14 protein-coding genes are annotated in these 22,378 nt (G+C 57.7%); 5 read left to right on the forward strand and 9 right to left on the reverse strand.

What is annotated here, in order from left to right:
• Positions 1-93: 93 nt before the first annotated feature.
• The 3 genes from UH5x_RS07115 to lnt all read left to right on the forward strand — a co-directional run bounded on the left by UH5x_RS07115 (position 94) and on the right by lnt (position 5,082).
• Positions 94-1,857: a type II and III secretion system protein family protein gene (locus UH5x_RS07115; RefSeq protein WP_236696104.1), complete on the forward strand. Its 1,764-nt coding sequence runs from the start codon at positions 94-96 to the stop codon at positions 1,855-1,857.
• A gap of 95 nt (positions 1,858-1,952) precedes the next feature.
• The gene (locus tag UH5x_RS07120) at positions 1,953-3,182 is read left to right on the forward strand and encodes an AAA family ATPase (protein WP_047813539.1); all 1,230 of its coding nucleotides are present in this window, start codon (positions 1,953-1,955) and stop codon (positions 3,180-3,182) included.
• Between the two features lie 169 nt (positions 3,183-3,351).
• Complete coding sequence (lnt, locus tag UH5x_RS07125; protein ID WP_482635943.1) at positions 3,352-5,082, forward strand: apolipoprotein N-acyltransferase; 1,731 nt, start codon at positions 3,352-3,354, stop codon at positions 5,080-5,082.
• Between the two features lie 70 nt (positions 5,083-5,152).
• Here lnt and proS read toward each other — a convergent pair whose 3' ends face one another.
• The 6 genes from proS to UH5x_RS07155 form a co-directional block, all read right to left on the reverse strand.
• Positions 5,153-6,658, reverse strand: a complete 1,506-nt coding sequence (gene proS, locus UH5x_RS07130) for a proline--tRNA ligase (RefSeq protein WP_482635214.1) — start codon at positions 6,656-6,658, stop codon at positions 5,153-5,155.
• Positions 6,655-7,821, reverse strand: a complete 1,167-nt coding sequence (carA, locus tag UH5x_RS07135) for a glutamine-hydrolyzing carbamoyl-phosphate synthase small subunit (RefSeq protein WP_047813541.1) — start codon at positions 7,819-7,821, stop codon at positions 6,655-6,657. Before carA ends, proS begins: the two co-directional genes overlap by 4 nt.
• A gap of 256 nt (positions 7,822-8,077) precedes the next feature.
• Positions 8,078-8,437: a hypothetical protein gene (locus UH5x_RS07140; protein WP_047813542.1), complete on the reverse strand. Its 360-nt coding sequence runs from the start codon at positions 8,435-8,437 to the stop codon at positions 8,078-8,080.
• A gap of 44 nt (positions 8,438-8,481) precedes the next feature.
• Positions 8,482-9,063, reverse strand: coding sequence for a hypothetical protein (locus tag UH5x_RS07145; protein ID WP_047813543.1), 582 nt, complete (start codon positions 9,061-9,063; stop codon positions 8,482-8,484).
• Positions 9,064-9,151: 88 nt separating this feature from the next.
• On the reverse strand, positions 9,152-10,243 hold the full coding sequence (ychF, locus tag UH5x_RS07150; protein ID WP_482635215.1) for a redox-regulated ATPase YchF: 1,092 nt from the start codon (positions 10,241-10,243) through the stop codon (positions 9,152-9,154).
• Positions 10,244-10,402: 159 nt separating this feature from the next.
• Complete coding sequence (locus UH5x_RS07155; RefSeq protein ID WP_047813598.1) at positions 10,403-11,863, reverse strand: porin; 1,461 nt, start codon at positions 11,861-11,863, stop codon at positions 10,403-10,405.
• A 1,076-nt stretch (positions 11,864-12,939) separates the two neighbouring features.
• On the opposite strand from UH5x_RS07155, the gene queA reads away from it, so the two are divergent.
• A complete protein-coding gene (gene queA, locus UH5x_RS07160; protein WP_482635216.1) occupies positions 12,940-14,049 on the forward strand; it encodes a tRNA preQ1(34) S-adenosylmethionine ribosyltransferase-isomerase QueA in 1,110 nt (369 codons plus the stop codon).
• Here queA and UH5x_RS07165 read toward each other — a convergent pair whose 3' ends face one another.
• From UH5x_RS07165 to UH5x_RS07175, 3 genes are read right to left on the reverse strand one after another with little or no spacing between them, the layout of a single operon-like run.
• Positions 14,050-16,032: an alpha-amylase family glycosyl hydrolase gene (locus UH5x_RS07165; RefSeq protein ID WP_047813545.1), complete on the reverse strand. Its 1,983-nt coding sequence runs from the start codon at positions 16,030-16,032 to the stop codon at positions 14,050-14,052.
• A gap of 25 nt (positions 16,033-16,057) precedes the next feature.
• Entirely contained in the window at positions 16,058-18,373 is a 2,316-nt protein-coding gene (locus UH5x_RS07170) for an HAD family hydrolase (RefSeq protein WP_482635217.1), read from the reverse strand.
• Positions 18,374-18,414: 41 nt separating this feature from the next.
• Complete coding sequence (locus tag UH5x_RS07175) at positions 18,415-19,443, reverse strand: carbohydrate kinase family protein (protein WP_482635218.1); 1,029 nt, start codon at positions 19,441-19,443, stop codon at positions 18,415-18,417.
• Between the two features lie 79 nt (positions 19,444-19,522).
• On the opposite strand from UH5x_RS07175, the gene UH5x_RS07180 reads away from it, so the two are divergent.
• Complete coding sequence (locus tag UH5x_RS07180) at positions 19,523-22,339, forward strand: HAD-IIB family hydrolase (protein WP_482635219.1); 2,817 nt, start codon at positions 19,523-19,525, stop codon at positions 22,337-22,339.
• Positions 22,340-22,378: the final 39 nt, after the last annotated feature.

The raw sequence follows: 22,378 nt of genomic DNA on the forward strand, positions 1-22,378 counted from the left end.
CTTCCCCGCGACGAGCTGATCGCCGAGAGTTCATGGACGAATTCTCGCGGAGATGAATGAATAACTCGACCCGCCCCGGCAAGGATGCCTCAGATGCGAGTGTGCACTTTTCTTACCCGTCGCGACCGTTCGGTCCGTTGTTTGATCACGGCCGTGTTCGGGTTCGCGATGATCGCGGTTTCCCAGCCGGTGATGGCGCAGTCAGCCACGACGCTCGCGTCCGCCGCTGGTGACCATCAGATCAACCAATCCGTCGAACGGATGGATCTGATCGTCAAGAGCAGCCGCATTCTGTCGCTCGGCGAACGCATCCCTCGCTTCCAAGTTCACAACGAGGAAGTCCTGGGAGCCACGCCCGTCTCCGAAAACCAAATCCAGGTGTTCGGCAAGACGCCCGGTACCACCCAGATCAATCTCTGGGACACCGAGGACAAACTTTACACCATCGATGTCACGGTCGTCGCGGACGCTCGAGAAGTCGAAGGCATCCTGAATTCGCAACTGCCGCTGGCATCCCTTCGAGTGACGCCCATCGGTGAGTCTTCCATCATCTCGGGATACGTGACCAGCGTCGATGATGTGGACAAAGCCGTTGCGATCACCGAACAGTTCTACACGACTGTGATCAACAACATCCAAGTCGTTGGGATCCAACAGGTTCTGTTGCACACCAAGATCATGGAAATCAGCCGCACGAAGCTTCGGCAGTTGGGCGTTGACCTCGCCATCTTGAGTGACAACTTCGTGTTGCTCAATGGTCCCAGTGGAATCCTGGATGTCTCCGCCGGGTTGGTGGAAGGCGACAATGGAACGTTCGGCCCCGTCCCTGTTGGGGACACCAACCTGCGGTTCAATGTCAACGGGGACTTCGAAGCAATGATCAAAGCCCTGGAGGAACAACGGATGGTCAAGCTCCTCGCTGAACCCACCGTCGTTGCCACGCACGGTCGTCCTGCTCGGTTCACCGTGGGTGGACGAATCCCGACCATCATTCCCGGTCAAAATGGCCAGGTCCAAGTCTCCTACGAAGATTACGGGACAAGCATCGACTTCCTGCCCTTCGTCGTCGGCCCTGGACGCATTCGCTTGGAAGTTCGTCCCGAAGTCAGTGAACCGGACTCCTCACGAGCCATCACGCTTGACGGTACCAACGTGACCGCGTTCACGACTCGGTACGTCGAAACCGCTGTCGAAATGCAAGCTGGTCAAACGTTCGCCTTGGCGGGTTTGCTGCAAAGCCGCACCGAGTCCACCGTCAGCCGCACCCCGTTCTTCGGAAGCCTGCCCTACGTCGGATCGCTGTTCCGTCAAATGCAAGAGCGTCGCAACGAGATCGAACTGCTGATCATGGTGACGCCCGAATTGGTTGAGGCAATGGACCCTCACGAAGTGCCTCGCGGTGGCCCGGGCATGAACACGCACTCGCCGGATGACAAAGAGTTCTACGCCTTGGGTCATATCGAAGTGCCCAATCTGAAGGCCAACGATTGCGACAACACAAACTTGCAACCTGGCATCACCAGCGGCTTCCGTGGTGGACAGATTGAATCCGGCCCGATGCTCCATCAGCCGCCCATGTATCAGTCCCCCATGAATGGTGTCCCCAGCCAAGGCTACCAAGAAGGTCAGATCGTTGACCCAATGTTGCCGTCACCACAAGCCTCACGAAGCACTCCACCACGATCCACGCCCAACCCGGCTGGGTACTACCCACCGCAAATGGCACGAGCCCCTCAACGCCCCGCGAACAATCGCTTTGGGGCGGGTGAGTTGCTTCCTCCGGGAGCGATCGTTCCCGGTCCAGAACCAACGAAGATCGCTGATGGAGTGATCGTCAGCCAACCGGAATACCGATGATCGTTTGAGTGAAAACCAGTTGCCCCAACATGTTGTCCGACGGAACGTCGGGCTTTCCCCATGAAAATCTTCTCCGTCTTTCGAAGTAGTCAGCTATGAGTAACGTCCTACGATTGGCCTTGGTCGATCCAAACGACTCGTCCCGCGAAACACTCAAAGCCATGCTGTTGGGCATGGACACCGTTTGGTTGGAAGCAGACTGCTCTCGCTACGAATTCTTCCCGGACATCGTTGACCAAACGACTCCGGACGTGGGAGTCATCTCCCTGGACACGGATTCCACCGCGGCGATCAAACTGATTGAGCGGATCACTCGCGAAACGCCAGACACAGCGCTGTTGGCAACCAGCGCTGTCAGCGATGGACAACTGATTCTGCAGGCCATTCGGGCAGGGGCACGTGAATTCCTGACGTTGCCGTTGGTCGAAGAAGAGCTCTCATCGGCACTCGGCCGAATCAGCCAGACCAAGTTTGGCGGTGGCGACGCTCGCAGTCGTTCGTGCGAAGTCATCGCAATCGCCGGTGCCACCGGTGGCGTTGGCACGACCAGCACCGCGGTGAACCTCGGTTGCGTGTTGGCCGAAGAAAGCCGCAACAGCGTCGCTCTGTTGGATTTGGATTTGGCACTGGGCGATGCCGATGTTTTCTTGGATGCCATTCCAGACTACACGCTGGCCGATGTCGTTCAGAACATTGGGCGACTGGACATCCAACTGCTCAAGAAGTCATTGACGAAACACTCCAGCGGCTTGTACTTGCTGCCACGCCCGGTCGAATTGCATGATCTCGAGGCAATCGACGCGGAAAGCCTCCGCAAGGTGATTGGGCTGTTGAAAGCATCGTTCACTCACTTGATCGTGGACCTGTCGAAAACCTACAACGCGCTGGACATGATCGCGATCGAAACGGCGTCGAAGGTGCTGCTGGTCACTCAATTGGACTTGCCGTGTCTTCGCAATGTGGTGCGTTTGATGATGAGCTTTGACGAAACAGAAGGTCTGGCCGACCGAGTCGAAATCATTGTCAACCGAGCCGGTTTGGACGCGGGACAGATCAGTTTGAAAAAGGCCAAGGAAACGCTCGGCCGAGAAATCTTCGCGCTTCTTCCAAATGACTATCGAACGATGGTCGAAGTCCGCAACAACGGTGTGCCGTTGATCACGCAAGCCCCGAAGGCAGCCTTGACCCAGGCTTTCCGGGACGTTGCCCATCGATTGACACACCAAGACGCCGGCCCCACCCCCGACGAGGAAGGCGGTCCGGAAGGTCACGCGGGCAACGAAAGTCGCTGGAAACGGTTCTGGCCCGGGGCCGCCAAGGCCTGATTCGATCTGCGAAAGACTGAAACGGGTTGCCGGCCCGCGGTCGGGCTGGTATTTCACGGGGCCTACAACCTGCCCGCGAACGTGAGCCCCTCCGTTGAGCGAATCCAATTCTGCGTCCGATGCCCGCGCATCGGACCTTGCCGAGCAACCTCCCGCCGCCCCCGCTTCGATGCGGTGGCTCTTGGCGGCGTCCTTCGCCTTCGCGACCGTCCTCTGGATGTCTGGCCCGCCAATCGCCATGGGCCCGTTGATCTTTGTGGCTCTGGTTCCACTTCTGGCGATTGCAGAGGTCGACCCCCGCTCGCCCTGGAAGCGATCCCTGTACCTGGCTTCGCTCGTGTACTGGTTGGTCAGTCTGCAAGGACTCCGCCACGCTCACCCGCTGATGTTCCTGCCCTGGATGGCACTTTCGGCTTACCTTGCGATCTATCCGGTGCTGTTTGTCGCCCTGCTGCGCCGCTGGCGAGCAACTCACCAAATTCAAACGAGCAGGCCTTGGCGGAACCGCATCCCATTCTGCTTGGTCGCCGCGGTGATCTGGGTCGGATTGGAGTGGATTCGAAACCACCTGTTCACTGGAATCTCAGTGCTGATGCTAGGACATGCATTGGCCGACATGCCAATCCTGATTCAAATCGCGGATCTAGGTGGCACCTACGCGGTCAGCTTTGTGATCGTCTGCCTCAACGTGGCGATGCTCGACGCGATGAATCGATGGGTGGTTCGCCATCCCGCTTCTTCCGATACGCCCTGGTCCTCCCTCGCAATCGCCAGCGGTCTGCTGATTGCGACCATCGCTTACGGCGCGATCACCATGCAGATCGCCACGGAACCGATCGGCAAAACGATTGCCTTGCTGGGTGGCAATCAACTGACCGTCTACGAGCAAGACATCGAGCGTGAGCGAGAGATCTTTGCCACCTACGCTGAAATGGCTTTGGATGCGGTGGCAAACTCAAAGTCCGAGGTGGCGGCGGTTGTGTGGCCGGAGTCCATGTTTTCAGGTGGCATGCCCTGGATGACGACGGGCCCGGATTTGGCGGTCCCCGAATTCATGCAGGATCCCTCACTCCCACCCTTGGTCCCTGACCAACTTCGTTTCGCAGTTGAAAACAATCAGGCCGGTTTCCTGGACCGAGCGACCAATCTTCAACTGGCAATGGCCGCCAGTTCCAACATCCCCAGCGATGTCGCACCAGCGATCATCGGCGGCTGTGGGTTGGTCCAGTACGCGAAACACCCCAGCCAATACAGTGGCGTCGTGTGGATCGACCCCGCGGGCAAGATGGCCGGACAATACGCCAAGAACCACCTGGTGCTCTTCGGCGAAACCATCCCCTTGGTGCACAGTCTGCCCTGGATTCGCGACCAGGTGCCGCCAGGGTTGGGGCTGGATCGAGGCACGCAACCAGAACGCTTTGATCTGGATGGAATCTCATTGATGCCAAACCTCTGCATCGAAACCGCCGTCGAGCGAATCCCGACCAACCACATGCACCAGCTGAATTCACGTGCCAACCCAAAACTGCCCGATGCCTTGCTGACGCTGACCAACGATGTTTGGTTTCGCGATTCCGCTGTGGTCGATCACCATCTGCGTTGTGCCCAGCTGGTGGCGGTGGGCTGCCGACGCCCCATTTTGTCCGCAGCCAATGGCGGCCCCACGGCCTGGATCGATTCGGCAGGCCGAGTCGTCGAGCGATTGCCCAAAGGACAAAGCGGTGTGATCGAAGCCCAGCCACGACGCGATCGGCGAGTCAGCCTGTACGTTCAAATCGGAGCCTGGCCAGCCGGGCTGATGGGCGCGGCGACTGCCTGTGGGCTGGCAGTGCTCGCGTTCGAATTTGTAACTCGTCGACGAAAACGCCATACGCTTCGCGGCCAACCTTCAACGACGTGAGCTTCGCCGGCTCCGCTTCCACGGATGCCACACAATTGGCGTCCTACCAAGCACCGTCCACGTCAAAGACTCAATAAGCCTTTGCGAAGACAGCTCGTTGAGCGGCGGGTTTGCCGGTCAAGAAACAGGTGCCTTGGACATCGTTGTCGACACGCGGGACGCATCGGATCGTCACCTTCAGCTCCTTCAACAAGGGCTGCAAGGAGTCCTCATCGGCGAAGTGACACCAAGCGAATCCGCCCGAGATCGCGGTCTCGCCATTGTCGGCAAAGAATTCGCGGAACTCGGCTTCGGAACTGAGTTCGACGGTGTTGTCTTCTCGCAATTTCAACGCTGCATCGAAGAGTTCTTGCTGCAATGTGGCCAGCTTTTCGCTGATGGTGGCAACCAAGGCAGAGCGTTCGATGCCGACGCTTTTGGGCTGATTCCGAATGCCACAGAAAACAGTCCCTGCCGCGATGTCCTTGGGCCCCACTTCCAATCGAATGGGAACGCCGCGTTTGACGTGGTACCACTTCTTCTCACCGCCACGAATGTCACGATCGTCGATCGTCACACGGACGGGAGCGCCGGCGTAAGTTTGTGCCACCAATTCCTCGCGAAGTGACTGCACGTAGGCCATCACCTCGGCGCGAGAATCATCCTTGTAAATGGGCTGGATCACGACGTGAATCGGCGCCAGACGAGGTGGCAAAACCAACCCATCGTCATCGCTGTGCGTCATGATCAGAGCGCCGAGCAAACGGGTGCTGACTCCCCAAGACGTCGTCCAAGCAAATTCGATTTCACCGGATTCACTTTGGAATTTGATCTCCTGGGCCTTCGAGAAATTCTGCCCCAAGAAGTGACTGGTCCCCGCCTGCAACGCCTTGCGATCTTGCATCATCGATTCAATCGAAAGCGTCTCAACCGCACCAGGAAAACGTTCCAACGGAGTCTTGCTGCCAACGATCACCGGCATCGCCATCCAGTTCTCAGCGAAGTCACGGTAGACCTCGACCATCTTCTCGGTTTCTTCCACCGCTTCTTCCGAAGTCGCGTGGACCGTGTGGCCTTCTTGCCATAGAAACTCGGCAGTCCGCAAGAACATTCGCGTCCGCATCTCCCACCGAACCACATTGGCCCATTGGTTGATCAGGATCGGCAAATCACGATAGCTCTGAACCCATTTGGCGTACGTCGCACCGATGATCGTTTCACTGGTGGGGCGAACGATCAAGGGCTCCTCCAACTTGCCGGCCGGCCGCAAACCGCCATTGGGATCCGGTTCGAGTCGGTGGTGCGTGACCACCGCACATTCCTTGGCAAACCCCTCGACGTGCTCCGCTTCCTTTTCGAGGAAGCTCATTGGAATGAACAACGGGAAATAGGCGTTTTGGTGGCCCGTCGCTTTGAACATGTCGTCCAAAGCACGTTGCACGTTCTCCCAAAGCTGATACCCCCATGGTTTGATCACCATGCAGCCGCGAACCGGCGAGTTTTCAGCGAGATCCGCTGCCCGAATGACTTGTTGATACCACTCGGGATAGTTTTCTTCACGAGTCGGGCTGATGGCTGTCCGGGGGGCTTTGTTCATGCGTTCACCCCGCACTTCTCGTTCAGTTGTTCTTGGAAACGCGAGAACAAGTAGTGGCTGTCGTGAGGACCGGCCGCGGCTTCTGGGTGGTACTGCACTGCAAAGGCACCGGTGTCTTTGTGGCGAACACCAGCGATGGTGTCGTCGTTCAGGTTGCGGTGAGTGACCTCCAAGCAATCCGGCAAGCCTTGGTCATCGACTGCAAAGCCATGATTCTGGCTGGTGATTTCAACCTTGCCCGTCTCCAAGTCGAGGACGGGTTGGTTGGCACCGCGATGACCGAACTTCAACTTGAATGTTTTGGCGCCACAAGCCACCGACAGCAACTGATGTCCGAGGCAAATCCCAAACACGGGCACTTGTCCGAGCAGTTCGCCGATCGCCTTGTGTGCATAGGTCAACGGCTCCGGGTCGCCAGGTCCGTTGGACAAAAAGACGCCATCCGGATTCAGCTTCAGGATCTCGTCAGCGGGCATGTTCCCGGGAACGATGGTGACCCGATTGCCACGCGAACGCAGGTGACGGGGGATGTTCCACTTCATGCCGAAGTCCATGCAGACGACGTGTGGTCGGCTTTCATCGTCGATGGATTTGTCTTTGGCAGCTTCCCGAATTTCACGAACGGTCCAGTCGTCCAGTTCGTTGGTCCATTTTTCCAATTGAGTTGGCATGACTTCTTGGACCAAGTCACGACCGACCAATCCAGGAGAAGCTTTGGCTTTGGCGACCAACGACGCATCGTCAAGATCAGTCGTCGACAACACCCCTCGCATCGCACCTTCACTGCGGATGCGGCGCACCAAGGCTCGCGTGTCGATGCCGGCCAACCCAACGACGCCCTGTGCCTTCAGGTAGTCGCTGAGCGAACCCTCCGAGCGGTAATTGCTGTGCATACGGCTCTCGTTGCGGATGATGAATCCGGCCAGCGATGTGCCGCGATTTTCGAGGTCGACGGAGTTGATTCCGTAGTTGCCCATTTCAGGATAGGTCATCGTCACCAGCTGACCGCGATAGCTGGGATCGGTCAGAATTTCTTGGTATCCCGTCATCGAGGTGTTGAACACGACTTCGCCAGTCGTTTCCCCCTCTGCCCCGAGGCTGGTTCCGGTGTAGACGGTGCCGTCTTCAAGAGCGAGTTTGGCAGCTTTGGCGGGAGAGCTCATCAATGCACAATGGGAGTCGCGGAAAAAATTGGAGACCTTCGACGTCGTGCCCTGTTATCGCTGTCGAATCGATTTTCTTCCAGTCCCCCGAGCGTGCGTTCGCCCCGTTTTCCAGCTGATTTCGCGTGGTTTCTCCGCAGGCTGCTGGGACGGCACGGATTCGATGGATCCCGATCAAGCTGAGCAGGATCGGACGCCCCCAATCACCCCGCGAGAGCTTGAAAAACTCAGCGAGAGCCTGGGAAAAGACAGCCAGCTACTGCGGGGGTTGAACCAAGGCGATGATCCGGTCGACAGCCAATCGCAGGGACTTCGCCGCCATCGCAAAATTGGTGTGCCCGCTGACCTCAGGCTGGATTGCCTCGTAAAGCTCCGTGGCGCCGCGCAGACGTCGGAGCTTTTTCTTCGCCATTTTCATGTAGGCAGCCGGGTCGGTTTCGTCCGTTACCGGGCCGACCGCCAAAATGAAGTCGTACAAATCGCGAACCACCTCTCTCAGATCCTCGTCCTCTTCCGCCTCATCGGCGTGCTTGAGAAACGTGCGGATCATCCAAACGTGAGTCAGCTCGGCATCGATGGCTCGAACAACCGTGAGTGGATCACTGGGTGGGGTCATCGCGATCTACTTTCCATGGCGAAAACTCGTTCCCAAGGCGAGAACTAGGACGCTTGCGTGTCGTCGGATTCGATCGGCGCCGCGGCATGCGACTCCGCCGGTTCGCTTGATTCAGTCGCCGGTTTGGTGGGTGCATGCCCGTGAGGTGTGTTCATCGCCACGACCACCACTCCCACCACGGTCAACGTCATTCCGACCCACAGCACAGGGCTGACCTGCACGTGGTCACCCAAGCGAAGAACCGAAACCAATGCCGACACCGACACCGCTCCGCCAAACACAATTGGCATCACCAACAACGCGTTGCCTTTGCTGGTCATCATCGCGGTGGTCAAACACAACGCTCCAAAGGCCCCCAGGCAACCGGCCAAGAACCCCCATTTGACCGTCGCGAAGTGCTCGCCAGAGAAACTGAACGAGTCTCCTTTGACGCCCATCATGGCCAAACCGCCCAAGATCGCGATGACCAAGTAAGCGATGCCGATGAACACGTAAGGTTTGAACGGCGACCAAAGCGGAACGCCGTTGACCCGTGGGGCCTGGGCATTGCCGATCGTGGGGCCATAACAACCCCAAAACAACGCCGTGCCGATTGCGAAAAGAATAGGAATCAACATTTTGTTCATAGAACCGTCAGTAGGAGGGATGGCGGTGGGAGCGTCGGAAAGTCGGCGAACGAATGGAAGAAGCGACCATTCGCTGCTGCCAAGACGATCAAACGTTGAACAAGAAGTGACAGATGTCACCGTCTTGCATCACGTACGTTTTGCCTTCCACACGAAGTTTACCGGCTTGGCGAATGTCTTTCTCAGTCTTGTATTCTTCCAACTCGGGCAACTGGTAAATCTCAGCCCGGATGAACCCACGTTCGAAATCGCTGTGGATCACGCCCGCCGCTTGCGGCGCGGTTGATCCAATCCGGACCGGCCAAGCTCGGACTTCCGTTTCGCCGGCGGTGAAGAAGCTTTGCAGCCCCAGCGTGCGATAGGCTTCCCGTGCGATGATGTTCAGCGATGGCTCTTCCAAGCCCACGTCCGCCAACATCTCGGCGCGGTCTTCTTCGTCGAGTTCCGCGATCTCGGATTCCAATTTGGCGCAAACGCAGGCCACCGAGGCTCCCGTCTTGGCCGCATGCTCACGGACCTTGTCCACCAACTCGTGTTCGCCCTGGAGGTCGTTTTCGTCGACGTTGGCGATGTACAGAATCGGTTTCGCGGTCATCAAGCCATAGCTGCTGATCGCGGCTTGTTCGGCTTCCGCCAATTCCAACGTTCGCAGCGGTTGCTCGGTTTCCAGGTGAGCGTTGCACTTCTCGATCACGGCCACTCGAAGCTTGGCTTCTTTGTCACCGCTGCGTGCCGTCCGCTGGGCCTTGCCCAACGCGTTTTCGAGCGTTTGCATATCGGCCAAAACCAACTCGGTTTCGATCGTGTCGATGTCCGCAATGGGATTGACTTGACCACTGACGTGAATCACATCGGGATCTTCAAAGCAACGCACGACCTGCATGATCGCATCGACTTGACGAATATGGCTGAGAAACTTGTTGCCCAGACCTTCGCCTTCGGCCGCACCTTTGACGATGCCAGCGATATCGACCAGCTTCAACGCGGACGGAATGACCTTTTGAGGTTTGATAAAATTGGTGATCCGATTCAAACGCGAATCGGGAACACTCACGATCCCCTCGTTCGGCTCAATCGTGCAAAACGGATAGTTGGCACTTTGAGCCGCGACGCTGGACGTCAGAGCGTTGAAAAGGGTGCTTTTGCCGACATTGGGCAAGCCGACGATTCCGGCTTCCATCGAGTTGCCTGAAAGATTGAGGGAAAGGAAGGGGAGGGAGGGACCGCCATGATCCGGCAGTTCTCGCGACGGCCACTGTTATGGCGATTCAAAGCCGATTCGTCGAGACGACGCGTTGAGGCGGATTCCAGCGTTTTCCCCCAGCGTCGTTCCCCCACGTCAGAACTCCGCCTGAAACTGCGTTCGGAACAACGTTCCGTTGTCACCGACCAGAATGTCGCTGGCCGTGTTCTGCAGCGGGCTGCCGTCAAGCTGTGTCACGTCGAAGGTGACCTTCAAACTTGACTTGGACAACGGGTACCAGTTCATGCCCACGGCGTACTCGTTGGCCGCACCATAATCACCGTCGACTCGCGAATAACGCAGGTTCAGATCCAGCTTCTTGGCGACCAGGAACTTGCCGCCTTCGACGTAGTACCCATGCTGGAAGAGCTCGTCATTCGAAATCGCTCCGTCGCCCTGCAAGTCCGTGACCCAGCGTAAGAACACTTCACTCGTCAAACTCCATCCACGACGCTTCCAAGCGAAGTCCACCCCGTACAACCAAACGTCAAACTCCGAAATGGACACGCCCGGCGTGACCGCTCCGGTTTGAGTCAACCGAGTTCCGTCCGAGAGCCGAACAAAATTGGCTTCGTCATAAGAACCTCCAGACGGTTGGGCGGCCAGCGGTGAATACACCGCCGAATGCCCGAGTCGCCAAAGTGCCGCAGAAGTGTTTTGAAAGTCAACGATTTGCGATCCAAAATCGCCCGCCGGATCCACGTAGCTGGTCGCCGCGAATGTGAAGCGATTGTCGGTCGCCGAATTTGGCAGGTTGGCCGTCCGATACCCGTTCCCGACCATGACTTGATAATGGCCATGCTGAGCAAATTCCCCAATGCCGAAGAGTCCAACGGTCCGATCGGGACGAAAAAAATCATTCGCCATCGGTCGATCCGCGAACCGCGTGTGCCGTGCACCAAGCAACCATTGGCGGCTCGCGGTCACCTTCCGTTTGCCCATCTGAATTTGAAAACGGTCGGTCGCCTGCCACGCCCAGAAGTAATCGAAAAAGTCCAGCATGTGACCACCGTCGGTGTCGCCGTCGACTTGCACGAAGTACGACAACCTTGGGTCGATCACATGACCACGAATTGCCAGCCGAGCGCGTTCAATATCGAATGCGTTGCGGTCCCCCTTGGAACGTGTGACTCCGGCGTTGTCCGTCCAAGAATCGCTCTGCGTGACAAATGAATGATGGCGAAATTGAGCCCAACCGTTGAATGTCACATCGAACGGATGCTTCTTTTGGTCGAACGGGCGAATGACAAAACCGCGATCGTAATCGGCGTAGTAGTCCAGCGTTCGAAACGCCTTGGCCTCGGTTCCATCGCATGTTGTCTGCAGCGGCTGTTCAGCGGCCAATGCAACCCGCTCGATCATGCCCGGCGTGCAACCACCGTCGTCTTCGTCCGCCAACAAACCGAAGGGAGCTTCCGCGATCTCGAGACGGCTTTGAAGCTCTTCGATTCTGGCCTGCTGGGCGTCCAGTTGCGATTGCAGTTCCGACAACACGCTGGCAGTGTCTTGCGCCGAAAGGTCCAGCCCTGAAGCGTCTTGGCCCCAGACATTCGCCATTGGGGCGATCCATCCCACCAGGATTGCCCAGCACGCAACCGCCAGCACTCTCGGAGCAGCACACGGCCTCGATGAAAGCTCGCGAGTCATTTTGTGTGTCACCTCAACCCTCTGCCAACACGCGCAGACCGGCGCCACCCCGAATGACACCTGCCGATCCAATCCCTTTGATCGGCAATTCAGAGCCAGTCATCACAACCAGCCCTTCGGGTGCCCGCAAAGTCACCCCAACCAGACCACCCTCCCGCCGGGAGAGTCGCGTCGGATCCAGCGTGCACCGCCCCGTTTCCGATTCAGTCCCCGGCAACACCACTGAGTCAGCATCCTGGAAACCCGACGCGTCAGCGAGACCCACGCGACATGCCCCACGCCGGCCCCTTCCGGGGCGTCCTTTTGTTTTTCGTGATCGGTCTCGGGGCTTCCGCCCCGAGCTAAGCAAGCCGGCCCCTTCCGGGGCGAAGATTGCCGCCGAATGATTTCCCGGTACGCGGCCCCACATCGCCTGCGGCATTTTTCAATTTGCAATTTCACCTTTCCAATCGATCCCCCACCTCACCGCTCTCCAACTGCCGCCGCTCCGCGGCTGGTCGAGGCAGGGCGTGACGCCTGAGACCTCGAGTTGAAAACCCGAGGCTGACAACTGCCACTGCTCCGCGGTTGTTCGATCCCCAAACACACACCGCCAGTCGCAGGGCGACCAAAGTTGAAAGCCTTGGGTTTTCACCCCAAGGGCATCCGCCCACGACACACAACTCCCTACTCGCGGAGCGACGACAGTTGATCGCCGCCCCATCGCCGAACGCCCCCCATTCCGAGTCCCCGTACGATGAGCTTCCAAGCCCGCCGAAATAGAAACCCGACGCGTGACGGCCTGCTGATGGAATCCCACCCCGAAGCGTCAGCGAGGGATCGCGTGCCATTGCAACGAGCCTCTGGGTCCCTCGCTCACGCGTCGGGTTACCATCTTGACGGAAAGCGGGCACTCGATAGCCGTGCTCGCGGCAATTGCCCAGCGCCCTTATGCTGGTCGCTCAATTCTTCCAACCCATTTTCTCTGCTCGGACGCGTCCTTCCGCATGCCATCCTTGGATCTCTACGACTACGAATTGCCTCGCGAACGCATCGCACAGGAACCACTGCCCAACCGCGTCGACGCTCGGCTGATGGTGATCGATCGGGCGTCTGGCGAGATCGAACACCATCACGTTCGAGACCTCCCGCAGCTGCTCCGAGCCGAAGACGTGATGGTGATGAACAATTCGCGAGTCGTCCCGGCACGCTTGTTTGGACGCCGTACGAAAACCGGTGGCCGATGGCAGGGACTGTTCCTGCGGTCCGATCGAGCGACCGGTGTGTGGGAACTGCTGACGAAGACGCGTGGCACGCTGCAGACTGGCGAAACGATCACCTTGGATGACCGCGATGCTCGTGCCGGTGGAGAACTGATGGTGATCGGGCGTGACGACCAGGGACACCTGCTGGTCCAACCTGTCCCCAACGATTTTTTCGAGGGACCGCCGCAGGCAATCGAGCCCGGAAAATGGCTGGACCGCTACGGCCGCGTTCCAATCCCACCGTACATTCGAGATGGGCACATGGTGGATGCGGATGTCACCAATTATCAAACGGTGTTTGCCAGCAGCAAACCCGAAGACGCCGCCAGCGTCGCCGCCCCCACCGCGGGTCTGCACTTCACGAAGTCTTTGCTGACTGAAATTGCCAAGGGGCAAACCGCCATGGCGGAAGTCACCCTGCATGTCGGCATCGGCACCTTTCGTCCGATCGAAGTCAATGACATCGACGAACACCGCATGCACGAAGAATGGGGCCGCATCGAAAGCGACGCCGTCTCGCAGATCAACGACCGCCGAAGCGGTGGAGGGCGTTGTGTGGCCATCGGAACGACCAGCGTCCGTGTCCTGGAAAGCTGCGTTGCCAACCGAAACGAATCCGACGGTCGCGGCGTCGCAGAAACCTGGACCGGAGCGACGGACATCTTCATCAAGCCACCGTATCGCTTCGGCGTCGTGGATGCGCTGATCACCAACTTTCATCAACCCAAAAGTTCGCTGCTGGTGCTGGTCAGCGCCTTTGCAGGCCACGACCTGATTCGCCGTGCGTATCAAGAGGCGATTGAAAACGAATACCGCTTCTTCAGCTACGGCGACGCGATGCTGATCGTCTGATCAAACGCGATGCAGCCACATGAACTCGTACGGCCCCAGTTCCAGTGGATGGGACGTTGTGATCGTTTGACCGGAGTACAGGTCTTCAAAGAAACGCCCCATCCCTGCCGTCCGAAGTCGATTGCTGTCGATCTGCTGCGGATGCTCACAGAAGTTCGCGACCACAATCACCCGATTGCCTTCGTGTTGGCGGACGTAACCGAGCAGGTGAGGCGATTCGAGAATCAACAACTCCATGTCCAACCCACCAAACGCGGGTGTCATCTTGCGAATCGCAATCAGCTTTCGAATCGATCGATAAATACGGCCTCGGATCGAGCCGTCGTCTCCCAGTTCGTCCAAGAACTTCCACTGCATCTTCGGCCGGTGAACCCATCGGGTGTCCCCGGCCTTCGCAGGATCCTTGACGAAATCGTAGTCGTTCAGCGCGCCCCACTCTTCGCCCAAGTAAACCAGCGGAATCCCGCCGACACTGAGCATCATCGCGTTGAGCAACAGGATTCGGCGGATCGCTAGTTCCTTCCAATCATCTCGATCGGCTTCGATCGCTTGTTCCAACCCCGCGAGCGAAGCCAGCGTGCCGCTGATCCGCATGTCACCGTTGTCAGGATTGTGCTGAAACGGGACCCCGCGCGCGAAGGAGCCTTCGAATTGGCCGGTGTAAAACGCATTCAGAAACTGGCGATGCCCAAAGGCTTCAATGCCAACCGCCGCAGCGTCCGCATCGTCAAAAGTCCAACCAATGTCGTCATGGCAGCGCAGGTAGTTCACCCACGTGGTCCGCTCGGGCAACTTGTGACGCCGCGCAAGCGAACGTCGCAACAGCTTCGTATCGCGCGTCGCGAGCGACTCCCACATCAGCGCCATCAGCGTTGGATTGTAGGAAGTCTGGCATTCTTTGTGACTGATGTACCGGACGACGTCATCGGGGTGAACGATGGCTTCACTTTTGAACACCAGTCCCGGGGCTGCGATTCGAACGCAGGAATTGAACGCTCGAATCAACGTATGGGCTTCGGGAAGATTCTCGCAATTCGTTCCCATTTGCTTCCAGATGAACGCAACCGCGTCCAGACGCAACAAGTCAACTCCCGTGTTGGCGATGAACAACATCTCCGACAACATCGCTCGAAAGACTTCCGGGTTTCGATAATTCAAATCCCACTGAAAGCTGTTGAACGTGGTCCAAACCCACTGCTGCATGCCATCATGCCAGGTGAAGTTCCCGCGACGGACGGTGGGAAAGATTTCACGCAGCGTCCGCTCGTACTGATCCGGCACACTGCGATCAGGAAAGATGAAGTAGTACTTTTGATACTCTTCGTTTCCTGACTGAGCCTGCTGTGCCCAGTAGTGATCATCCGCGGTGTGATTGAACACGAAATCCAGCACCAACAAGATCCCCGCTTCACGAAGATCTTCGGCCAGCAAACGCAAATCATCGATCGTTCCGACACGAGGATCGACGCTGCGATAATTGCTGATCGCGTAGCCGCCGTCATTGTTGCCCGGACGCACTGCGAACAGCGGCATCAGGTGCAAATAGGTCAGCCCGAGATCTTGAAAGTAGGGGATCTGCTTCCGCAATTCACCGAGGTTCTCGCTGAACAAGTCCACATACAACGCCCCGCCAACCAACTTCTCCGACTGGTACCACTCCGGATTATTGATCCGATTTTCATCGTCGTTTTTCAACGGCTCCGGGCGCATCCGCCAGCCACGAATGATCGTGAGCAGGATCTGTTCGAGGTGATAAAAGAAATCCCATTGATCGCCATACAAGTGCACCAAGTGACCGAACAGGTCATCCCAGTGCTGAACGATTCGCAATTGAATTTCGTCGGCTTCTCTTTGAGAGACGTTTTCGACCTCCCAAAACGATTCCAATCGTGGCAGCAAACGATTCAGCGCGCTTTGCGCCCGCGAATCCTTCACGCCATTGCGAACCGCGTGCATCAGCGCATTGGTGTGCATTGCGTTCATGGTGTCTGCTGGAGCGGGGGCTGAATCAGGAGGCAGTGGCGGTTTCGGAAGATTGACGTTGATGAGGGTCGTCATTCATTTCGCCTGCGGATGGTTCGTCATGTTGTTCGTTCGATTCGTCGCCTGCCGTTTCGCTGGTCCGGTGCTTCCCAGGCTCGTGCTCGATCCGATCGTTCGGAATCCGGATATGGTTCAAGAAATCGTAGTACTCGATTCCTTCCATGATCCCGCGAGCGTGATGCCCCTCGGCGAAGTAAATCCGTGGCAATCGACGCAGCTTGTCGAGCTCGGGACTGTAATTCCCCACGACGACGCCCAATGTGCCGCCCTTCAGCATGCCTTCGTCATTGCCGCAGTCACCCGCGACCAGCAATCGCTCCGGTTCAAAACCCCAGCGATAAGCAAGGTGTCGCAACGACAGTTCGCTGCCGCCGCGGAGCGGGATGATGTCTAAAAACGATCCCAGCGACAACACGACTTTCACACGAAGTCCCGCCGAACGAAGCATTTTGCGGATTTGCGCGACCGCCGGCGATGCTTCTGGGTCGATCCGATAACTGATTTTGAACTCGGTTTGGTCCTTTTCCGGCTGCAGAAACAATCCCGGCACATCGTCCAGCACTTCATGAACCAGCTTGGGCTGCCAGTGGTGCTTGATCTGCTTTCGCCATGAAAGGTCGGGAGTGAGGTCTTGGCCGTAATAAAGTTCCGTCCCCACCGCGGCCGACAAAACATCTGGACGCGGCAAGTTGAGCTTGGTGATCAACGCCATCGCTTCGTCGAGAGATCGGCCGGTGTCGATCCCGAACCCAATGTCCCGACCTGCCGTGTTCAACAGATCAACAAAGTCGGCCAACGCGTCGTCGTCGCCGGTCAACGTGTTGTCGAGGTCCGTCATGATGATGCGGTCGAACTCAGGCAGTCGACGCGTCGTTCGGCCTGCCGATTGTGCCAACGCGGGGGTGGCGGACTGCTCGATGATCTCAGTCACGTCTCGCAGGTAACGGTCAACGTGGTTGCTCCAACTGTAGTGCGTTCGCGACCCCTCGATGCCGTTTTCCGACCAAGTCTGCCACTGCTCTGGTTCGGTCAAACCTCGCATCAACGCATGATCAATTTCCTCTGCTGAAAGCGGGTCGATCAGCAATCCGTTTTGGCAGTTGGCGATGATATCACTGGGGCCACCGTCATTGGTGGCAACGATCGGAACGCCACTGGCAGCGGCCTCCAACAGTGTCAAACCAAACGGTTCCGTCAACGCTGGGTTGACGAAAATCCCCTTGCGGCGGGCGGTCAGTCGATACAAGTCCGGGACATCACTGGGACGATGCGACTTCGGATACGCAACGTGACCGTACAAATTGTAAACATCAATCAGATGCAACACGTTGGTGAGAACTCGACGCTGGCCAGAGGGCATCTCGCGAAGGTCGTCTCGGGACCCCAGGACGAGAACCAAATTCGCCATTTCGCGAAACTTGGGATTCTCACCGAACACTCGAACCAACATCTCAATGTTTTTGCGTTCGTCCGGACGAGCCATGGCGACCACCATCGGCTTTTCGGCGTCCTTCAAAAAGGGTGTGAGCTGGTCGTGGATCCGTGGCAGCGGCTCCGTCTCGTCGACGGGGTAGAACTGCTTGAGATCAACGCCCGGCGGGATGACTTCCATCCGACCGGGTTGGTAGTGATCGTAAATCGCGTACTGTTCCTCCACTTCTTGACCAGTGCTGGTGATCACCAGCGACGCGGTCTCAAGTGCGAACTCTTCCGCTTCTTCGCGGACGGTGAATTTGAACTTCCGGTCCAAATCCCGAGGCGGCTTGGGAGCCTTGGACTCTTGCGATGCCGCGATCAGACGCTGGCGTTTGACTCGTCCCAGGGAGTGCCCCGTGAAGACATAGGGAACGTGAAGAAGACGAGCCAGTTGGCCGCCCGCGTAACCCGCGTCGGCGTAGTGCCCGTGGATCAAATCAGGCAAACCAACTCGCCGGTAGTGCCCCAACATCTGATCAATGAAGGTCTCCAAATAAGGCCAGAGACCTTCTTTGCGGAGATATCGTTTGGGGCCAAACGGCACGCGAACGATTTTCGCTTTTGAATTGATGACCTCTTCGACCTGGGCGTAGTCCGGACCGACCCGCTCGTCGAAGATTTGCCGCGTGACCAATTCCACGGATTCAATTTCTTCTCGACGCGAAAGCTCTTCCGCTAATTCGAGAACGTATTTGATCTGTCCTCCCGTGTCCGCGTCTCGACCAAGCTCGGGATCTCGAGCACGGATCAGTCCGTGCAAACTAAGCAAAGTGACGCGAAGTGTCCCGCTGGCGGGCATACTCATAGCATTCCTGTCGATAGAAGGGCCGGGCCCGCAGGTTGCGTTCAATCATCCGGAACGCGATGGGGATCCTCGGTGAAATCAATCCGATAAAAACTGGTCTCGTCGCTGGTCGCTCCCGGCAGCCCACACACCTGAGATGCAAACCGAGTTGCACGTTTCAGGGTTGGCTCCACCGGAAGATTTCTCAAATGCCCGGCGATCACCACCGACGCAAACGCGTCCCCGGCACCGACCGGGTCGATCAGAGGGTCTGGTTCCGGAGCGGCCACGGTGATCGGTTTTGCATCACCGCCGCCACTGGATTGGCTGGATTCGCTCAAATGACACTCCGCGCCGTCCGCGCCGAGCGTCACCAGGAGACATTTGAGATTGCTGTACTTATCAAGCAATTCGCGTGCCGCTGCTCGCCGGTCGGATGAGCTGGATAATTTGCGACCAGCCAGGTCGCTCATTTCGTCCTCGTTCAATTTGACCAACCCCGCTCCAGGCATCAGTTCATCCAACCAAGCCACGTCGTAGTGTGGCTTCCGAACATTGATGTCAAAGAACACGTCAAGCTGAGTGGCTTCGTCGTCCGCAAAGTGATCGCGGAGGCAGTGAATGGTTTCACGATTGCTTGGACTTCGATAAGCCAATGTCCCGTGATACAGCAACGAAGGCAGACCTTGCTGGGTGGCTTCGCGAATTCGTTGTTTTACCGATTCCAACACGGATTCGTTGGGCACGGGGATCTGGTCGTAGGCCACACCGCGAACGATTTCGTATTGTGGCTCGCCATTCAGAAGCGTCACCGCGACGGTGCCAGTGGAAACGCCCGGCAAAACAGCGACGCCGTCGGTGGACAATCCCCACAAACGCATCCGGCGCAGAATTTCAGTGCCGAGATCGTCATCCCCCACCGCGCTGACGAACAAAGGCTGCAGTCCGAAGCCTGCCAAATTCCAAGCCACATTCAGCGGAGCACCGCCGAGAACTTGGCGATCAGGGAAACAATCCCAAAGCACTTCACCCACGATGATTGCCACGCCTGCCGGAGGATCTTGACTGCGGGCAATCGACGAATCGGTCATCGTGCGTTGTAATCCTGGGGAAGCAAACTGACTGAAAATCGAAACATTATCCTCACGCGACACCGCTTAATCTTACACGATGAATTCCACGATCGCATCCAACCCCAGCCCTGCACGAACCGTTTCCATGACGTCCTTGCCACCGAAGGTCTTGGCAACGGATTTGGATGGGACTTTCCTGCCTCTCGAAGGGGACGATGCCGCCTTAGTGTCGATGGGACAAATTCGTGAGTTGCTGCAAACTACCGAAATCCCCCTGGTTTTCGTCACCGGGCGACATTTCGATTCCGTGCGAAACGCCATCGGTGAATTCGATTTGCCAAATCCAGATTGGATTTTGTGTGACGTTGGTGTCAGCATCTACCGCCGAGACAGGGAGGGCAATTACGTTCTCCAATCCGCCTACGAAGAGCTCCTCGACGAAGTCCTCGGCAACATTGAGATTGAGAAACATCGGCAAGCGATCGCCGAACTGGACGACTTCACCTTGCAGGAATCGTTCAAACAAGGCCGACACAAATGGAGCTACTACGTCCCGGCTGACCAACTGGACGCTTGCCACCACGCGGTCGAAGCGTATCTCAAATTGCATGAACTCCCCTGCAGCATCGTCAGCAGCATCGACCCGTTCAACAACGATGGCTTGGTCGACGTCTTGCCTCACGGAGCCTCCAAGGCCTTCGCGTTGCAGTGGTGGTGCGAACAAAATGATCTGCAACCAGAGCAGATCGTGTTCTGCGGCGACTCGGGCAACGACACTGCGGCCCTGATCGCTGGCTATCGAGCTGTTGTGGTTGGCAACGCCGACCGCCAGATCGCTCGCCAGATCGCCGACACGCATCACGCCTCGGGCTGGGTGGATCGATTGAAGTTGGCTCGTGGAACCAGCACGTCAGGCGTCTTGGAAGGCGCACGTTGGTTTGGGCTTTTTGATTCGCCTGCCAAAAACGTTCCGGCGGAACCCAACCCCGACGTGCTGCCCGAATCGATCCCCTGGGGAGCCCGACTGATCGGAGCCAACCGAGCCGAGTTCACTTTGTGGGCTCCCAAGCAAAAACGGGTGGTCCTGGAAGTGCTTCCGAACCAACTGTTCCGAATGCAACGCCAAGACCGAGGCTTTCATCATGCCATCGTCGACGGGGTCACCGATGGCACCCGGTACCAATTCCGATTCGTTCGCGAAGAACACGGCGCGGCGTTCGATGATGGCGCAACCGAACTGACCCCCGACATGCTCTTGCATCCGCTTCCTGATCCGGCGTCCCGCTTCCAACCCGAAGGTGTCCATGGCCCCTCCGCGATTGTTGCCACTCAGTTTCCTTTTCAACCAACAGCCGATTCAGCTGCCGACGAATTGGATGAACTGATCATCTACGAGATGCACCTGGGCACGTTCACCGAGAAAGGGACCTATCTCTCCGCCATCGAACGCTTGGACGAATTGGTCGACCTGGGAATCACAGCGATTGAATTGATGCCGATTGCCGCGTGCGCTGGTCGTTGGAACTGGGGGTACGACGGGACACATTGGTACGCTCCGATGACGGCGTTCGGAACTCCCGATGAGTTCCGACAACTGATCGACGCGGCGCACACCCGCGGGCTGCTGATGATGATCGATGTTGTTTACAACCACTTTGGTCCCGAAGGCAACTACTGGTCTGAGTTTGGACCTTACACGTCTCGCAAACACAACACGGTCTGGGGAGCAGCTCCGAATTTCGATGACCCCAAACGAGGCGACCTTGTTCGTCGATTTGTGATCGACAACGCGATCATGTGGCTCCAAGAATACAACTTGGATGGTCTGCGGGTGGACGCCATTCACTGCATGAAAGACGACTCGGAGAAACACATCACGACTCAGATGAGCGAGGAGATTCGACGCTGGTCCGACCAAGTCGGCCGTCGCGTCTGGCTGATCGCCGAAACCAACGTCTACGATGCCGCAATGGTCAAACCACTCAGCGAAGGCGGCACCGGATTCGATGCGCAGTGGAGCGATGACTACGTCCACAGCATGTTCGCGACCGTTCGGCCGGGCGAACAACTCACCCATCGAACCTACTCGCCAGGCAGCGACTTGGAAAAAACGCTGCGTCGGGGATTCGTGTTCGCCGGTGACGTTCGAGGTGACCGAGGCCGCGAGTCGGCCACCACCTTGGACACCGACGAAATGCTGCCACGCATCGACACTCGGTCGTCCATCGTCTGCATCCAAAACCACGACTTCATCGGCAACCATCCCACCGGCATGCGTTTGCATCAACTGACCTCGCCGGAGACGCAGGCCGCCGCAGTGACGCTGGCGATCCTGATGCCATCGATTCCGATGCTCTTCATGGGAGAAGAATTCGCCTCCCCCAACCCATTTCAGTTCTTTGTTGACTTTGGCGACCCGCGATTGCAACGGGCGGTGGTTCGAGGTCGCAAACGCGATTACCCCCAGCACGATTGGAGCGACGGGGTGCTCCCCACCGACGAAGCAGCGATGCGGTCCTCCGTGATCGGCAGCGTGGAGTCGGGCAGCGAGACGATGCGAAACTGGTACAAGACACTGATCTCGATCCGCAAACGCTTCGTTGAAACCGGGCTCTTGTCACCGGACAACTTTCATGTCGAAGTCAACCGCGAGGTCAACCTGTACTCGCTCAGCTACCAATCCCCGGACGAGGCGTTGCAGGTCATGGTCCGCCTGTCACCTCTGCAGGAAGAAGACGACACGAACGAACCAGCGACCGTCCAACCGTTGCCGACCAAACCGATGGAAGGGTCGCCTGGGTCATGGCGGTTGCTCGCCGACTCAATGGAAGCATTCGGAGAGCCGTTGACCGAGGGATTGCTCCCCAACCACGCTCGCATCTGCTTGTTCGAAAGCGAAGAATCGAACACCTAACCTTCGCCGACCTGCCGAAACCGCCCTTTTTACCAACCA

The organism is Rhodopirellula sp. UH5, from assembly GCF_056839225.1.

What these genes read in the sequence shown, in the direction of transcription:
- UH5x_RS07115 (WP_236696104.1), top strand. Translation starts at nt 94, where the DNA reads ATGCGAGTGTGCACTTTTCTTACCCGTCGCGACCGTTCGGTCCGTTGT.
- UH5x_RS07120 (WP_047813539.1), top strand. Translation starts at nt 1,953, where the DNA reads ATGAGTAACGTCCTACGATTGGCCTTGGTCGATCCAAACGACTCGTCC.
- lnt (WP_482635943.1), top strand. Translation starts at nt 3,352, where the DNA reads ATGCGGTGGCTCTTGGCGGCGTCCTTCGCCTTCGCGACCGTCCTCTGG.
- proS (WP_482635214.1), bottom strand. Translation starts at nt 6,658, where the DNA reads ATGAACAAAGCCCCCCGGACAGCCATCAGCCCGACTCGTGAAGAAAAC.
- carA (WP_047813541.1), bottom strand. Translation starts at nt 7,821, where the DNA reads ATGAGCTCTCCCGCCAAAGCTGCCAAACTCGCTCTTGAAGACGGCACC.
- UH5x_RS07140 (WP_047813542.1), bottom strand. Translation starts at nt 8,437, where the DNA reads ATGACCCCACCCAGTGATCCACTCACGGTTGTTCGAGCCATCGATGCC.
- UH5x_RS07145 (WP_047813543.1), bottom strand. Translation starts at nt 9,063, where the DNA reads ATGAACAAAATGTTGATTCCTATTCTTTTCGCAATCGGCACGGCGTTG.
- ychF (WP_482635215.1), bottom strand. Translation starts at nt 10,243, where the DNA reads ATGGAAGCCGGAATCGTCGGCTTGCCCAATGTCGGCAAAAGCACCCTT.
- UH5x_RS07155 (WP_047813598.1), bottom strand. Translation starts at nt 11,863, where the DNA reads ATGGCGAATGTCTGGGGCCAAGACGCTTCAGGGCTGGACCTTTCGGCG.
- queA (WP_482635216.1), top strand. Translation starts at nt 12,940, where the DNA reads ATGCCATCCTTGGATCTCTACGACTACGAATTGCCTCGCGAACGCATC.
- UH5x_RS07165 (WP_047813545.1), bottom strand. Translation starts at nt 16,032, where the DNA reads ATGAACGCAATGCACACCAATGCGCTGATGCACGCGGTTCGCAATGGC.
- UH5x_RS07170 (WP_482635217.1), bottom strand. Translation starts at nt 18,373, where the DNA reads ATGAGTATGCCCGCCAGCGGGACACTTCGCGTCACTTTGCTTAGTTTG.
- UH5x_RS07175 (WP_482635218.1), bottom strand. Translation starts at nt 19,443, where the DNA reads ATGACCGATTCGTCGATTGCCCGCAGTCAAGATCCTCCGGCAGGCGTG.
- UH5x_RS07180 (WP_482635219.1), top strand. Translation starts at nt 19,523, where the DNA reads ATGAATTCCACGATCGCATCCAACCCCAGCCCTGCACGAACCGTTTCC.